Genomic DNA, 15174 nt, shown 5'->3' with positions numbered 1-15174 from the left:
CGACAGTCCGCAGACGCGTCTGACGGCGGCGACGCCGTGCTGGGGGAGAGCAGATGGAACGTAGACCGGCGCTCTTGGCGGCGTTGCTCGCCGCCAGCCTCGTGGTTACGACGCTCGCCGCGCCGGCGCTGGTGTCGGCCCGGCCGGCCTACGAGATCCCGGTGGCGGACGTAGACGACGGAGCCACGCTGGACACGGCCGACGGCGAGGAATGGACCCAAGCCCCGTCCGCCGGCGTGCCCCTCAGCAGTTCCGGTGCGGCCGTCCCCGGCGGTGACGAGAGTACGGTCGACGAGGTACGCGTCGCCAGTGCGCGGACCGACGAACGGCTGTACCTCCGCGTGTCCTGGGCCGACCCGACGCGGGATACCGCCGCCGGCGACGTGCGCCAGTTCGCCGACGCGGTCGCCGTCCAGGTGCCCGTCAACGAGAGCGCGCGGCCGCCGATCGCCATGGGTAGCACCGACAACCGGGTCAACGTCTGGTACTGGAACGGGCTGAACGTCAGCCAGGAACTGCTGGCCGGGGGACCGGGGACGACCACGGTCCTCGACGACAGCGACTTAGAGAGCAACGCGACGTACCGCGACGGTCGCTGGTACGTGGTGCTGTCGCGGCCGCTGACCGACTCCAGTGACGACCGGACGACCTTCTCCACCGAACGGGACGTCGACGTCGCCGTCGCCGTCTGGAACGGTTCGAGCATGGAGCGCTCCGGCGCGAAAGCCACCAGCGAGTGGTACTATCTCGCGCTCGGGCCGGGTCCAGAGGGGCCGCCGTACGAGACGATTCTCTGGCTCGTCGCCGGCCTCGGGATGGTCTTCACGACGCTGGTCACCATCGAGGGAATCCGCCGAACGAGGGGTGAGTGACCGTGGCGACCGACGACGACGACCGAATCGGGGGCGTCGCCCGGACGGGCGAACTGGCCGACGACCTCGACGTCGACATCGGCGCTCGCGGGGCCATCTACGCGCTGCTGGCGCGGCTGTTCACCGAGGCCGACGAGGAGTTGTACGCCGCGCTCTCCGACGGGACGGTCACCGCCGAGGTCGCCGCGCTCCTCGACCGGACGGCTCTCGACGTCGAGCCGCCGGACCTCACCGTCGAAGAGGACCGGGCGGACCTCTCGGCGCGGTACAACGACCTGTTCGTCGTCGGCTACTCGGAGGTCGTCGACAAGACGGACGGTACCGTCTACAACGAGGGACCCCCCGTCTCGCTGTACGAGTCCGACTACCGGCCGAACGTCTCCTGGAACGACGTCAACCTCGACCTGGCGCGGGCGTACGAGTACTTCGGCTGCAGGGTCGACCAGGAGGTTCGTCGCAACCACGACCACCTGCGACTCGAACTGGAGTTCATGGGGTATCTCTGTCGCCGCGAAGCCGCCGTCGACCCCGTTGTCACGGCCGCGCGTCTTGAGTTCCACGACCGTCACCTCCGGGTGTTCGCCGAGGGAGTGGTCGAGACCCTCGGGTCGGAGCCAGGGACCGGCCTGTACGGCCGCCTCGGCGATTTTCTCGACCGGTTCACCGCCGCCGACGTGGACGACTTGGCCGCCGACGTGGACGACTTGGCCGCCGACGTGGGCGACCGGGAGGAAGGGACGTGAGCAACGAACCGTCTAGCGAGCGGCCGAGCACGGGCGAAGAGCCCGGAGCGACCGTACGAACAAACTCGCAGAGTAGCCGCAACCGGGACTGGCCGCGTAGTGCCGTCGGTCGTGACCGTCTCGTCCTCGCAGCCAGCGTCGCAGCGCTTGGGACGGTCGCGTTCGCGACGACCATCGGCGTCGTTCGGAACTTACCCGCTCGACCGCTCGCCGTCCCGGGGCCCCTCCACTCGCTTGCGGTCGACGGGACGCCCGTCGTCGTCGCGGTGGCCCTCGTCGCGGTCGCACTGGCCACCCGACGGGACGAAGTCCGCGTCGGATTCCTCTTCGCCGGCGTGTTCGGGCTGTTGGCGACGGTCGGCGAGGGCGCGACCCTGCCGGCGGTCGCCGCCGTCGTCTTCGGCGGCGCCCTCGCGTTGTTCGGGGCCCTCGGCCGGCCCGCGACCTATCGCGAGGGGCGTCGAGTCGTCATCGGAGCGCTCGTCATCGCCGGCATTGCCGTCTCGTTGGCGAGCAACACCGGCGTGCTCGGGGCGGGGTTCCGCGGGGTCGGGGGGCTCCTCGCGCTCGGTGGCCTCGCGGCCCTCGGCGTCCGTGCTGAGGGCGACCGGGTCGCGCTCCTCGCCGGGGGTCTGGCGGTCGCCCTCGTCGTCTACGCGAGCGTTACGCGACCGTTCGCCGTCGGGAGCGGCCTGCTGGTGGGGTTCGCCGTCGTCGACGTGCCTCACCTGTTCGTCGCACTCGCACTCGGTGGGGGGACGGCCGCGGCGGTCGGCGGGCTCCGCCGCCGTGAGTACGGCTCGGCGACGGGTACCGGGCTCCTCCTGCTCGCGGGCGTCCCGGCGACGCTGCCGCGAGCGACGGCGGTGCTGCTAGGTGCGACGCTGGCGCTCACCTCGACCGGTCGGCTCGCCGGCGAGGATTCACGTGAGTGGAACGCGAAGGGTGGTCCGGAATGAGAGACCCCGACGAGGCGACCGACGGTCCGACGGATCCCCGCGTCCACCCGGAGCAGAGCCCGGGCTTCGGCGAGGAACCCGGTGGGTTGGCGGACATCGAGGTGAGCAGGGACGTGACGCTGGGCGAGGCGACGCCGCGGGAACTTCAGGCGACGGATCTGGGGCCGGTCGCCGACCACTCCGCCGCGGAACTGATCGAGGAACTGGCGTCGGGCGACCGCGTCGAGCGTCGACGAGCGGCGCTCGCGCTGGGCGAGGAGCGACCGTCGACGGGCGTCTTGGACGCGCTCGTCGAGATCGGACTCGCGGACGAGGATAGCGACGTCAGGCAGTTCGCCGTCGAGTCCCTCGGCAATCTCGGCGGCGACGGTGCGAGCGAGAAGGTGAGCGAGCGCTCCGGAAGGGCCGCCCGACAAGCCCTCGCTGACGAGGACCCCTGGGTCCGTGCGGAGGCGACAGTGGCGCTGGATCGTATCGACCGAATCGCCCACGAGCAACACCTCGAAACGTTACTCGAGGACGACCACCACGCCGTTCGGCGGAACGCGGCCATCTCTCTGTTCAAGATTCACGGTGCGGACACGTTAGAGACGCTGCTCGACCTCTCGTACGACGACAGCGAGCGAGTGCGAGAGTGGGCCGCCCACCTGCTGGCCGGCGTCGACGACGAGCGAGCGGAACGGCGACTGGAGGAGATAGCCGCCAACGAGGACGAACCGAAGGTCGTCCGAAGCACCGCGATGCGGTCGCTGGACATCGACGCCGGCAAGTTCCGGCGACAGTTCACCGGCGGCATAGAGAACGACAGCGCGGACCTGCCCGGCGAGAGCCGGCTCAACCGGCGACCGGACCTCTAACATGGCACAGGACGACCAACGCACCGACGAAACGGACGACCAGGATAGCGAAGAAATCACATCTATCGACGTGGACGAGGTCGAGACTGCGTTGCGGCAGGTCCGCGACCCGGAGGCCGACGTGACCGTCTTCGAGGCCGGCCTGATAGACGACATCCGGGCACACGACGGCCACCTCACCATCGATGCCGACCTGAGCGACTTCCCGCCCCAGGAAGCCCAGTCGGTGACAGAGACGTTGATGCGCGCGGTCTCGGACGTGCCCGGCGTCGCGCGCGCCCACGTCGAGCACGTCAAGTCGCGGCCGGAGATGGAGGGCCGAGCGGTCGGCATCGGTACTGCGGATCGCGTAATCGCCGTCGCCAGCGCGAAAGGCGGCGTCGGCAAGACGACCGTCGCAACGTCGCTGGCCTGTGCCCTCGCAGCGGACGGCCGAGACGTCGGGCTGTTCGACGCGGATATCCACGGCCCGAACGTTCCGGAGTTACTGTCGGTCAGTGGGCCGGTCTACTCCGACGAGGACGGCAACCCGATTCCGGTCGACGCCGACGGCCTCGAAGTGATGAGCGTCGGGCTGTTGTCTTCGAGCGCACCGCTGGCCTGGCGCGGGGCGATGGCCCACGACGCCCTCTCGGAACTATTCGAGGAGACCGCTTGGTCGGAGCCCGACACCGTCGTGCTGGACCTACCGCCGGGGACCGGAGACGTCGCGCTCACGACGCTTCAGGACGTCCCCGTCGACGGTGTCGTCTTCGTTACGACGCCGTTCCACGCCGCTGTATCCGATACGCATCGCTCCCTCCAATTGTTCGAGGAGAACGACGTCCCGGTGCTCGGCGTCGTCGTGAACATGGGCGAGTTCGTCTGCGAGGAGTGTGGCCACCCCCACGAGCTGTTCGAGGGTGCGGATCCAGTAGCGGCCTTGGAGGTGCCGGTGCTCGCGGAGATTCCGTTTACGCCGACGATGCAGGAGACGCCGCGACCGACGCCGGATGGAGTGACCGAGTACGCGCGGGAGTTGGGGACCGCAGTGCAGGACCGAATCGAAGAGATCTGGTCCGTGGACGTGCCAACGGGGGCCGTCGATCTGCGCGGTGTGCCGCCGGAGAAACGCCGTGAGCGCGTGAGAGAGGCGTTCGAGGGCGTGCAGACCGGCGAACAGTTCTTCGTCATCAGCGACCGCGATCCGACACCAGTGCGAGAGTATCTGCAGAAGGTGATCGGCGAGGAGGGCGAACTGGAGTCGTTCCAGGTGAAACGACAGAATCCGGAGACGTGGATGGCACGGACGCAGCGGCCGTAGAGAGCGGCCGTTCGGGCGCGATTTACCGCGGAACCGTCGCAGTACGGGGAGGAGTCCGAGAAACAGCGGTCGCTCGTCCGCGACGGTTTCGACCCCTTACCGACGGTCCGAGTTTACCGTCTCTTCTGACGGGTCCTCCCCAGTTCCCCGAAGTGCGAGAAACGCCGCGAACGCCAGCGGCGAGAGCGCAGCGCCGAGGATGCCGGCACCTGTGAGCGCGGTCGTCATCGGAACGTCGACGAGGCCCGCCATCGGATCCCCGACGACGATGGCGCCGCGCATCGCCTCCGGGGCGTGAGATGGACAGGTGTACTTGCTGATGCCGACGCCGTCGAATCGGAGCGCGAACGTCGACCCCGCCGCCTCCACCAGGTCGGCCTCGAAGTTTCCGTCGACGGACGCGAGGCTGTGTGCGTCGCCTTCCCCTGTCCACTCCCAGACGACCGTCGTCCCGGGGTCGATGCGGACCGCCGCCGGCTCGAACGCGAAGTTACCGCCGTTGCCCGCCGCCCCGACCGCGATACGAACCGCGTCCTGGCCGGTCATATCGACCGTCCCGTCGAAGTTATCGACACGGTCGAACCAGTCTCCGTAGTCGACCTCCGGCGGCGCGTCGCCGGCGCCGACGCCGCCGACGACGACGGCGCCTTTCATCCCCATCGACACGTGCGGGAGACACGAGTAGCGGCTGATTCCCTCGTTGTCGAACGTCTGCTCGAACGTCGCGCCCGCCTCGTCGAGCATCTCGCTCTCGTAGGCGTCGTCCTCGGCGAGCACGTTGTGGACGCCGCCCGCTCCGGTCCACTCCCAGACCACCGTCGCTCCGGGGTCGACGCGCACGGCCGCGGGTTCGTACGCGAAGTCACCGCCGTTGCCCGGCGCTCCGACGGTGACCGTGACGGTGGAGTTGCCCCGCTCGTCGACGATTCCGTCGTAGTTGTCGACGTTTTCGAACCACGCCTCGAACTCGTCGGGGTCGCTCGCGGCTCTCGCCGGTTCCGAGACCGCGCCGAGGGCGGCGGCTCCGAGCGTCACTCCGGCGCCGGCCCGAAGGAGCGTCCGTCGGCTGCAAGCGGGAGTCTGATTCGCTGCACTTGTGGTCATAGATGGAGAGAGCCGCCGTAACAAGTTAAATAAACTATCCAATTCTCGGTGAGTGGGAATCAGCCTCTTTTTATATAGAAATCCGACTCGAAGCCTGATATACCGGAGCAAAAACGATGACGTACACCACCACTCGACGCCGCGTATTGCAAGGGATGGCCGTCGGTACCGCCGGCGCACTCGCGGGTTGTACCGTCGGCTCGCCGACGAACGACTTGCAGGTATCGGGGCCGCTCGACGTCGGTATCGACGAGCCGTCACTCGGGGCCGCGAAGCCAGTCGACGTCGACCGCGTCGCCGCCGACCCGCGGGACGTCCCGAAGCCGATCACTCGGTCGGAGCCGGCGACGATACCCGTGGAACTGGAGACTCGGGAGGTCGTCGCGGAGATCGAACCCGGCGTCACGTTCACGTACATGACGTTCAACGACCAGGTCCCCGGCCCGTTCATCCGGACGCGCGTCGGCGACACGGTCGAGCTAACCGTCCGAAACCACGAGAGCAGCACGATGGCGCACAACGTCGACTTCCACGCCGTCCGCGGTCCGGGCGGCGGGGCGGAGGCGACGACGGTCAACCCCGGCGAGGAGAAGCACCTGCGGTTCAAGGTGACCTTCCCGGGTGCGTTCGTCTACCACTGCGCCGTGGCGAACGTCGATTACCACATCTCGTCGGGGATGTTCGGCCTGATCCTCGTCGAACCCGAGGAGGGGCTGCCCGAGGTCGACCGGGAGTTCTACCTCGGACAGATGGAGGTGTACACGAACGGGACCGCCGGTGACGAGGGCCACCACGAGTTCGACTTCGAGAAGATGGCCGCCGAAAATCCGACGTACGTCCTCATCAACGGCGAGAAGCAGGCCATCGGCCCGCAGAACTACGACGAGATGCGCGTTCGCACCGACGAGACGGTACGCATCTACTACGCCGTCGGCGGACCGAACCTCTTCAGCAGTTTCCACGCCATCGGCGGCGTCTGGGACGAGGTGTACGCGCAGGGCGCACTCGCCTCAGAACCGCAGCGCTACGTTCAGACGACGCCCGTTCTGGCCGGCAGCGCCGCCGTGGTTACGGCTCAGTTCCCGGTGCCCGGCGACTACAAGCTCGTCGACCACGCGCTCTCGCGGGTGGCTCGAAAGGGTGCGCTCGCGGTACTCAGCGCGGAGGGTCCGGCGAACGACGAACTGTTCGACCCCGAGGAGTGAGGCGAGACCGCACGCTCCGGCGTCGAACCCGTTCGAAACCCGTGTTTTCTCCCGGGCTCGCGGTTGAGCTCAGCCGTCTTCGGAACTCCGCGTAGCGAGCACGAGCAGGGCGGTGGAGTCGGTCACCGCGCGCGGTGACACCTCGCGGTCGCCGTCGAACCGAACGACGTCACCCGGTTCGAGTCCGAGCGTCTCCTCGTCGAGATCCAGAGCCAAGCGACCGGAGACGAGGTAGACGACGATCTGGCGGTCGGGATGGCTGTGCGCCGGCACGCGCTCGCCCGCGGCGAGACGGAGCCGGACCGTCTTCGGCTCCTCGCCCGGAAAGACGTTCGCGTGCGGGGTGCTCTCCAACTCGTCGAGCGAGCGAACCCGGGTCGCGGGCTTCTTCGGGAACCGGGCGACCCACTCCTCCGGGCTTCGTTGTTCCGATTCGTAGCCGGCGGCGTCGAACTCCGCCACCTCGGCCTGCATCTCGTAAAACAGCGGCTTCGGTTCGTGGTCGTTCACCAGTTCGAGCGCCTCACCGGGTTCGAGCGCGGCAAACGCGTGCAGAATCTTCGGGTGGCGCTCGGCCGGCGGCACGTCACGAACGTCGAGTGTCGTCATGCGACCCCGACTACGTTGGTTCGAAGAACGTAGGTTTCCCCGAACCCGTTCGGTTTCCGATTCACTACGCGTAGTTCGGCATCGAGGGGAACTCGCAACCGTCAGTTCGCCCGTGTCAGTCACCCACGGGTGAAATCGTGGGGTTCCGCCTCACGTCCGTGTGATTCTGACGTGCCACTCCTCGGGTCCAATCTGATTCGATTCGTAGTCGAACCCCTTGTTTTTCAAGACTACGTAGAGCGGCTTCGGCTCGAAGCTGTTGACCAAGAGGAGAGTCTCGTCGTCGTCGAGACCGGAGAGCGCACTCATGATGTCGCTGAACGGTTCACCGTCGATGGTTCGCACGTCGAGTCGTCGGGTCGCGTCGGCCGGAGTATCTGTACTCATCACCTGCGAGTATCAGATGCTAGCCGGTAGCGTTAGTGCCGATTATGTTCGGATACCGTCCGAACTGGAGCGGAGTCCGACTCCGCGGGGAGACGCCAGATCGCAGTCACGACGGCGTCTCCGTCGTCGACGGTGACGAACTCGTATCCGCGCTTCCGAAGCCTCGGAAACAGGTGTTGCGGGGCGCGGTCGTTGACCTGTACGAGTACGATGTCGCCGTCCAGTTCCGCGAGACGTTCGAGTGTTTGCTTGAGCGGGTGAGGCGGTCCGAGTTCCCGAACGTCGAGCACCTCGTACGGTCCGTCGAGTGGAGCACTCGTGTCGCTGAGCGGGTCGAGCCAACCGGATTTCCCGTTCATACTCTCTCGGACACGGCGAACGGCCCCGAGCCTTTTCCCGAACAAGTTCGGGAAGAACTCTTGTAGTAGTCGCGACTACGTCCGAACATATTCACTCCATGCCCCGAGCAAAACTCGACGTCAAACTCCCGGACGGTGTCTGGATCAGCGACCTTTCGCGCGACCTCCCCGAGACGACGTTCCGGGTTCTCGCCGCGCTCCCCGGCGACGAGAGCGGAGTCGGTCTACTCGAAGTGGTCGGCTCCGACCTCGCGGGAACTATCCGAGAGATGGAGTCGTTGGACGGCGTCACCGATATCGAACCGCTCGAGAGCACCGAGCGATCGGTCCTCGTGCAGTTCTCGACGACGCAGCCGCTCTTGCTCCTCTCGCTGCGAGAGGTTGGACTCCCGTTCGAGCTACCCATCGACATCGAAGCGGGGCGGGCTACGCTCGAGGTGGTCGCACCGCACGAACAGCTGTCGATGCTACGCACGCAGTTCGAACAGTTCGGCATGTCGTTCGACGTCGTCTACCTCTACGAGTCGGTCGACTCGGAACAGCTTCTGACCGAGCGACAGCGAGAACTGCTGGTCGCCGCGCTCCGGAACGGGTACTACGACACGCCCCGCACCTGCACCCTCACCGAACTCGCCGAGGAAGTCGGAGCCGCGAAATCGACGGTCAGCGAGTCGCTCCATCGCGCCGAGGAGAAAGTCATCAAACAGTTCGCCGAGAGGATTCCCCAGTGGAACGCGCCGTCGGACGCCGCCTGACGACCCGAGAGAGTACGAGCGAGGAGAACACCCGTCGTCACGCGTTCGAGAGCATCTCCGAACATATTCGCGACTAACTGGAGGGTGCCCGGTTTCGTATCCGCGTAGTATGAGCGTCGTTCCGGGAACCATCGACACCGACCAACAGCCGCCGATGACGATTCCGCTTCGACACTTCCTCGTGGGGCTTGCGTTGCTCCTTCTCGGCGGTCTGGCCGGCGTGTCGGCCGCCGCGGGCGTCCCCCTCGGACTCGTCAGACTCGCGCACGTTCACCTGTTGCTCGCCGGGTGGGTGTGCGTCACGATAATGGGTGCGATGACGCAGTTCGTCCCCGTCTGGTCGAACGTCCCGCTTTACTCTCGGCGCCTCGCTTCGGCGCAACTGTGGCTCGTCACCGCGGGCGTTCTCGGAGTCGCCGGCGCGTTCGTCTCCTCTCGGGTCTCCGTTCTGCCCGTCTTTGGGTTCCTCATGCTCTGCGGCTTCTGGACGTTCGTCTACAATCTGGGTCGGACGCTCGCCACGGTCGAGAGTCTCGACGTGACCGAGCGCCACTTCGCGCTCGCGCTCGGCTTTTTCGTCCTCGTCACGGCCGCCGGCTTGCTGCTCGCGCTCAACTTTGCCACGCCGATTCTTCCGATCGCCGGCGTTACCCACTCGCAACTGCTCGCTGCCCACGCTACGCTCGCGGTATTCGGCGCCGTGCTGACGACTGTCCTCGGCGCGCTCTACCAACTCGGCACGATGTTCACGCAGACGGAGCTCCGCGGCGTCGACCACTACCTCCGTCGTTTCGAGGAGACCGGCTACCCTCTCGGCGTGTTGCTACTCGCGACGGGGCGGCTGTTCGGGAACCTCGGCGTCGCTCGCGCGGGAGCGGCGCTCGTGCTGGCCGGGATTCTCTCGTTCGGCGTCATCCTCGGACGACGGCTCTACGAGACGAGGGTCGAACGGACGCCTATGCTCTCTCGGTACGCCGTCGTCGCCGCCGCGATGGCGCTGTGGGCTCTCGTCACCGTCCCGACGTGGCTTCGGAATCCGGTGTCCCCCGCGGCTCTCTTCGGACCCGAAGGCGCGTCTCATCTGCTCCTCGTCGGCGTAATCGGATTCGTCGTCATGGGTTCGCTGTACCACATCGTCCCGTTCATCGTCTGGGTCCACCGGTACAGCGACCGTCTCGGGTTCGAAAAAGTGCCAATGATAGACGACCTCTACGACCACCGCATCGCAGCTGCCGACTTCTGGACGATTCTGTTCGGGAGCGCCGTCGTCGCGCTCGATGCACCGCTCGGTCTGCCGTCTACTGTCGTCGTCGCCGGCGGCACAGTTGCACTGGTCGGGTTTGGATTGTTCGCGGCGAACCTCGCTCGCGTCGTGAAAAACCACGCACCGAACTCGCTCGTTGGCGTGTTCGTTCCGTCAGAGGGTGCCGACCAGGAGATGGTGGAGTCGGCAGCGACACCGGAGTCGGGAGCCTCCGACTCGCGGTGAGTAGTCGGAACTCGGACGGCCTACTGGACGTGGACGCGCGTCACGTGCCCGCCGCACCCGCACTGCTCGACGTACTCCCACGTCGCGTCGTCTCCAAACGCAGCTTCCAGTTCCGCGAACAGGTACGTCTCCGGATGCCCGTGGTCGCCATGCGTCACCAGATTCACGTGGTGGTCCGAGGCCGTATGCTCGACTGCGTCCTTCGCCTGAGCGACCACGAGTTCGCGGTCGGCGGCGTGCTGCGGCTTCTCGAGGTTCGCCGACCACGAGTTGTGGTGGACGCGGTCCGTGATGGGTTCGACCTCGTCGTGAGTGACTGATGTCATCAGTTTCGAGTACGACGCCAGTCGTAGAGAGAGATTCGCCGAACACGTTCGGGGCATCCTTCTCGGCGTTGAACGCTCTACTATCTCTCATGAGCAAGCAAGCAGCCGAGAGTGGTTCACTCGGGAGACAGCGTCTGACGACCGTTCACGTTCGACCGACCGGACACGTGCGTACCGCTATCGGGGAGCCGTCCTTCGAGTACACGTTCGAGGGGGAGACGCTCCGAGAGTTCCTCGCGGCGCTCTTCGAGGAGTACGACGTGGAGGAGATGCTGATCGCAGAGACGGTAGCGGACGCGACGGCTCACGGGTGGGCCAAACCGCCCGAAAAACTCCCCGGAGCCTGGCGGAAGAACCCCGAGGGCGAGCAGACGCGGGCGTTCGCTCGCGTCTGCGTAAACGGTCGGTTCAACGAGCACCTAGACGGGTTGGACACAGAACTGTCGGACGGTGACCGGGTCGCGCTCATGTATCCGTTCATATTCTGCTGTTGAGCTTCTGCGGTGTGCGTGGGAATCGAGCGTGTTGGCGTTTCGTACGGGCCGAGTCCGACCCGGACAAACGTCCGCCTCGGAACGGCCGAAATCGACCCCGAACCGGTTCGGGACGGGACTTTCGACGATTCGCCTCTCTGCTCTACTCGATGCAACCAGCATCGGCCGAGACCGGACGACAGGAGACGTTCGAGAGTTCCACTGCCGCGGTTGAGAGAGGTACTGGGCGGTATCTCGTGGCGATCTACTGGGCGACGACAGCGACGGATGGTCGGGTCCGAACCGGAGACGTGAGCTGCCGCCTCGGCGTCGCTCCGGCGAGCGTCACGGAGATGTTCGCGAAACTCACCGATGCGGGGTTCGTGCGATACGAACGGTACGACGGCGTCGAGTTGACCGAGCGCGGCGAACGGCTTGCGCAGAGACTCGCGTGGCGGCAGTGCGTCGTAGAGACGTTCTTCTGTCGCGAAACCGGAGCTCCGCTGGAATCGGACGTCGCTTACGACCTCGCGTACGCGCTCCCGATAGCGGGTATCGAGCGGCTGAACGCCCGCGTTCGCACTCCGTGTCCTCACGCCTGCCAATCCGTCGCAGGCGGTGTAGACGCGTGTCACCTCGCTGCCCGATTTTGCTGACCGGAGCTAAAATGGGTCTGTTCAGAACGGCGACTGCGAACCTCGCCCCCGCTCCGAGTCGTCGCTCGCACCGGATCCGTATCCGAATCCCTCGTCAGGTGGGACGTGCGTAACGCTGCCCGTCTCGAGGAACTTCGTTTCGAGATACTCGAGTTGAGCGTTGATCTCGTCGTGGCGGTGATGCATCTCGTCGACGCGCACGCGGACGAGGTCGTAGTCGTGGCGGTCGAGCAAATCGTTCCACGCGCGGAACGAGCCCTTGGTCAAGGTGTCGCTCTGCGGGCAAAATGGCGTTGTCGGCGTGAACTCCGCCAGAAGGACGGTCGGGTCGTCGGCGTCGGCCGCGTAGCGATACCCCGAGTCCGGGTGGCGGGCGTCGAGATTCAACTGCGCGAGGTTGTAGCCGAACGTCATATCGTAGACGCCCCGTTCGTCGAACAGATCCCGCGTCACGCGGTGAAACGCCACGTGTTCGTCGTCTTCGAGCACCCGATGGCCGCCGAGAAACGCCCCCGGAACGGGGATGTGTTCCGGAACGAAGTCGTCGTAATCGTCGAACAGTTCGTCGTCACCGTTCCCCCAGAAGGACGAGGAAAATCCTGGCATCTGTGTCCGTCTCTCGGCGTTAAACGGAGGTGTAGGTTGTGGCGAACGCGTTCGTGTGCACTCGTGGGACGAGGTGGATGAAATCCTCGACGACGGGGAACGTAAGCTGAACTCGAAAGTCTCGAACGCTCCACCGGTCTAGATAAGGTTGCGACTCGGTACCATATCAAAACCGTCAAATTCACACAGTTCTAGGTGTCGAATACGTGACCGTCACTGAGCCATCCTCGCTATCGACGTGTACTCTCCAGATTGAACGACGAGGTGGTCGTGGCAAAGCGGGTGCGCGGACACTCGAACGACACCTCCAGGACATACCTGGTGTCCGTGATGTCGACGTATCGTTCCGAAAAGGGAGCGCACAGATTACCTACGACGGGAGCATCACTTCCGAGCAAGCACTTAGACAAGCAGTCCGTGACCGTGACGTCTCGCTCCGAGATGATTCCGAGACACCGACGGACGACGTAGGCACTCGCTCAGAACTCAGACGGGAGGCAGTGTTCGTCGGCCTGACGCTCGTCGGCATGGTAACCGGCTTTGTGACGGGGTGGCTCAACGGCCCGCCGCTCCTTATGTGGGTCGGGTACGGCGTTGCGTACGTCTTCGGCGGATGGTACGGACTCGAAGGCGCAATCGAGACGCTCCGCCACCGCGCAGTCGATATCGACCTGTTGATGATTGTTGCCGCGCTCGGGGCGCTTTCGATAGGGGCACCATTCGAGGGGGCGATGCTCCTTTTCCTCTTCTCGCTGTCGAACACGTTACAACACTACGCCATCGGGCGCTCCCGCCGCGCGATCAAATCCCTCGTCGAGATGCGGCCGGACGAGGCACAACTCCTGCGTGATGGTGAGGAGGTCACCGTCCCAATCGACGAGGTGGATATCGGAGACGTGTTCGTCGTCCGTCCCGGTGATCGAATCCCGCTCGACGGCGTCGTTGCGGCCGGTGAAGGGACTGTCGACCAAGCCTCGCTCACCGGCGAGTCGGTGCCCGTACCGAAGGCACCCGGCGACGAGGTGTTCGGCGGGACGATAAACGAGAGCGGGAGCCTCGAAATCGAGGTCACGCGACGGGCCCACGAATCGGCTATCACCCGCCTCATCCACATGGTCGAGCGCGCACAGAGCGAGAAGGCCCCCACCCAGCGACTCATCGACCGCCTCGAACAACCGTACGTCCTCGGTGTGTTCGCCCTCACAGTCGCAGCGATCGGGATTCCGCTCGCACTCGGCGACGAGTTCACTAGCACGTTCTACCGGGCGATGACCCTCATGGTCGCCGCCTCGCCGTGCGCGGTCATCATCTCGACGCCGGCGGCGGTCCTCTCGGCGATCGCATCCGGCGGCAAACAGGGAGTTCTGTTCAAGGGCGGCGAACACGTCGAGACGGCGGCGAGCATCGACGCAGTCGCGTTCGACAAGACCGGGACGCTCACGCGGGGCGATACGCAGTTGACCGATGTCTCCGTCCGTGGCGACGTAGCAGACGGGGCGCTCACCGACGACGGTCTGCTCTCGCTCGCGGCCGCAGTGCAAGCCCGTTCGGAGCATCACCTCGCTCGCGCGACAGTGACGGCAGCAGAAGATCGATCACTCGGCGTCCCCGCCGCACGGCGGTTTCAGTCAGTTGCCGGGAAAGGAGTCCGAGCCGACGTCGAGGACGGAACCGTCCACATCGGGAACCGTAGTTACTTCGAGACCGTGCTCGGAGACACAGCAGTCGACGGTCTCGAACCGGGCTTGGAGCGACTTCGAACGCTGGAAGCAGAGGGAAAAACGAGCGTTCTCGTCGCCCGGGAGGACGATGACGACGTCGCCGTGTTGGGGTGGCTCGCCTTCACCGACACGGTCCGCCCCGATGCTGCGGAGATGATCGCCAATCTCCGCTCGCTCGGGGTGGAGCACGTCGTCATGCTGACGGGCGACAACGAGCGCGTCGCGCGACGAATCGCCGACGAAGTCGGTATCGACGAGGTACAGGCTGAACTGCTTCCAGAGGAGAAAGTGGCAACTATCGAGGACCTGGTCGCGCGGTACGAGAACGTGGCGATGGTCGGCGACGGCGTCAACGACGCGCCCGCGCTCGCCACGGCAACGCTCGGTATCGCGATGGGCGGAGCGGGGACCGACGTCGCGCTCGAAACCGCCGACGTCGTGTTGATGGGCGACGACCTCAGCAAGATTCCGTACGTCCTCGGTTTGGGGCGAAAGACCCGCCGGACGCTCGTCGTCAACCTCGCCATCGCCTTCGGTGCAATCGCACTGATGGTTTCCACGATCCTCCTCCGGGGCATCCCTCTCCCGCTCGCAGTCGTCGGCCACGAGGGTTCGACCGTCCTCGTCTCGCTGAACGGGCTTCGCCTGCTCGGCTACCGGGAGTGATTGGCCGGGGGCGAACCAATCGTACGCGGGTGGTTCGAGGTCGCCGGGACGGTCCGATAAAACCCGAGACGAACCGGTCCTGTC

At 65.9% G+C, this 15174-nt stretch carries 17 protein-coding genes; 11 read left to right on the top strand and 6 right to left on the bottom strand.

The window, feature by feature from the left end:
- The first annotated feature begins 53 nt into the window (after positions 1–53).
- From DV709_RS15625 to DV709_RS15605, 5 genes are read left to right on the top strand one after another with little or no spacing between them, the layout of a single operon-like run.
- A complete protein-coding gene (locus DV709_RS15625) occupies positions 54–872 on the top strand; it encodes an ethylbenzene dehydrogenase-related protein (protein ID WP_117595384.1) in 819 nt (272 codons plus the stop codon).
- Between the two features lie 2 nt (positions 873–874).
- Positions 875–1615: a molecular chaperone TorD family protein gene (locus tag DV709_RS15620; protein WP_394338697.1), complete on the top strand. Its 741-nt coding sequence runs from the start codon at positions 875–877 to the stop codon at positions 1613–1615.
- Complete coding sequence (locus DV709_RS15615) at positions 1612–2574, top strand: phosphate ABC transporter permease (protein WP_117595383.1); 963 nt, start codon at positions 1612–1614, stop codon at positions 2572–2574. The genes DV709_RS15620 and DV709_RS15615 overlap by 4 nt, the downstream gene beginning before the upstream one ends.
- Complete coding sequence (locus tag DV709_RS15610) at positions 2571–3431, top strand: HEAT repeat domain-containing protein (protein ID WP_117595382.1); 861 nt, start codon at positions 2571–2573, stop codon at positions 3429–3431. Before DV709_RS15615 ends, DV709_RS15610 begins: the two co-directional genes overlap by 4 nt.
- A gap of 1 nt (position 3432) precedes the next feature.
- Positions 3433–4734: a P-loop NTPase gene (locus DV709_RS15605; protein ID WP_117595381.1), complete on the top strand. Its 1302-nt coding sequence runs from the start codon at positions 3433–3435 to the stop codon at positions 4732–4734.
- Between the two features lie 96 nt (positions 4735–4830).
- On the opposite strand, the gene DV709_RS15600 is transcribed toward DV709_RS15605, so the two are convergent.
- Complete coding sequence (locus DV709_RS15600; RefSeq protein WP_117595380.1) at positions 4831–5838, bottom strand: halocyanin domain-containing protein; 1008 nt, start codon at positions 5836–5838, stop codon at positions 4831–4833.
- Between the two features lie 116 nt (positions 5839–5954).
- On the opposite strand from DV709_RS15600, the gene nirK reads away from it, so the two are divergent.
- Positions 5955–7043, top strand: a complete 1089-nt coding sequence (gene nirK / locus DV709_RS15595) for a copper-containing nitrite reductase (RefSeq protein WP_117595379.1) — start codon at positions 5955–5957, stop codon at positions 7041–7043.
- Positions 7044–7112: 69 nt separating this feature from the next.
- On the opposite strand, the gene DV709_RS15590 is transcribed toward nirK, so the two are convergent.
- The 3 genes from DV709_RS15590 to DV709_RS15580 form a co-directional block, all read right to left on the bottom strand.
- Positions 7113–7652, bottom strand: coding sequence for a DUF2249 domain-containing protein (locus tag DV709_RS15590; RefSeq protein ID WP_117595378.1), 540 nt, complete (start codon positions 7650–7652; stop codon positions 7113–7115).
- Positions 7653–7802: 150 nt separating this feature from the next.
- The gene (locus DV709_RS15585; RefSeq protein WP_117595377.1) at positions 7803–8039 is read right to left on the bottom strand and encodes a DUF2249 domain-containing protein; all 237 of its coding nucleotides are present in this window, start codon (positions 8037–8039) and stop codon (positions 7803–7805) included.
- Positions 8040–8071: 32 nt separating this feature from the next.
- On the bottom strand, positions 8072–8398 hold the full coding sequence (locus DV709_RS15580) for a DUF2249 domain-containing protein (protein ID WP_117595376.1): 327 nt from the start codon (positions 8396–8398) through the stop codon (positions 8072–8074).
- A gap of 98 nt (positions 8399–8496) precedes the next feature.
- Between DV709_RS15580 and DV709_RS15575 the strand changes: the two genes are divergently transcribed.
- Together DV709_RS15575 and DV709_RS15570 are read left to right on the top strand one after the other, a co-directional pair.
- On the top strand, positions 8497–9153 hold the full coding sequence (locus tag DV709_RS15575) for a helix-turn-helix domain-containing protein (protein WP_117595375.1): 657 nt from the start codon (positions 8497–8499) through the stop codon (positions 9151–9153).
- A gap of 109 nt (positions 9154–9262) precedes the next feature.
- Positions 9263–10642 (top strand): hypothetical protein, encoded by a 1380-nt coding sequence (locus DV709_RS15570; RefSeq protein WP_232819770.1) that lies wholly within the window; start codon positions 9263–9265, stop codon positions 10640–10642.
- A gap of 20 nt (positions 10643–10662) precedes the next feature.
- On the opposite strand, the gene DV709_RS15565 is transcribed toward DV709_RS15570, so the two are convergent.
- Positions 10663–10968: a CGCGG family putative rSAM-modified RiPP protein gene (locus DV709_RS15565; protein WP_117595614.1), complete on the bottom strand. Its 306-nt coding sequence runs from the start codon at positions 10966–10968 to the stop codon at positions 10663–10665.
- 89 nt (positions 10969–11057) lie between these two features.
- On the opposite strand from DV709_RS15565, the gene DV709_RS15560 reads away from it, so the two are divergent.
- A complete protein-coding gene (locus DV709_RS15560; RefSeq protein ID WP_117595374.1) occupies positions 11058–11462 on the top strand; it encodes a MoaD/ThiS family protein in 405 nt (134 codons plus the stop codon).
- 149 nt (positions 11463–11611) lie between these two features.
- On the top strand, positions 11612–12097 hold the full coding sequence (locus DV709_RS15555) for a metal-dependent transcriptional regulator (protein ID WP_117595373.1): 486 nt from the start codon (positions 11612–11614) through the stop codon (positions 12095–12097).
- 21 nt (positions 12098–12118) lie between these two features.
- Here DV709_RS15555 and DV709_RS15550 read toward each other — a convergent pair whose 3' ends face one another.
- Entirely contained in the window at positions 12119–12703 is a 585-nt protein-coding gene (locus DV709_RS15550; RefSeq protein WP_198665745.1) for a hypothetical protein, read from the bottom strand.
- Positions 12704–12909: 206 nt separating this feature from the next.
- Here DV709_RS15550 and DV709_RS15545 point away from each other — a divergent pair, with 206 nt between their 5' ends.
- A complete protein-coding gene (locus DV709_RS15545) occupies positions 12910–15090 on the top strand; it encodes a heavy metal translocating P-type ATPase (RefSeq protein WP_117595372.1) in 2181 nt (726 codons plus the stop codon).
- Positions 15091–15174 lie beyond the last annotated feature (84 nt).

Source organism: Haloprofundus halophilus (assembly GCF_003439925.1).
GTDB classification, from domain to species: Archaea; Halobacteriota; Halobacteria; order Halobacteriales; family Haloferacaceae; genus Haloprofundus; species Haloprofundus halophilus.
Note: the sequence above shows the minus strand (reverse complement) of the source record. Positions and strands in the feature narration are given on the sequence as shown.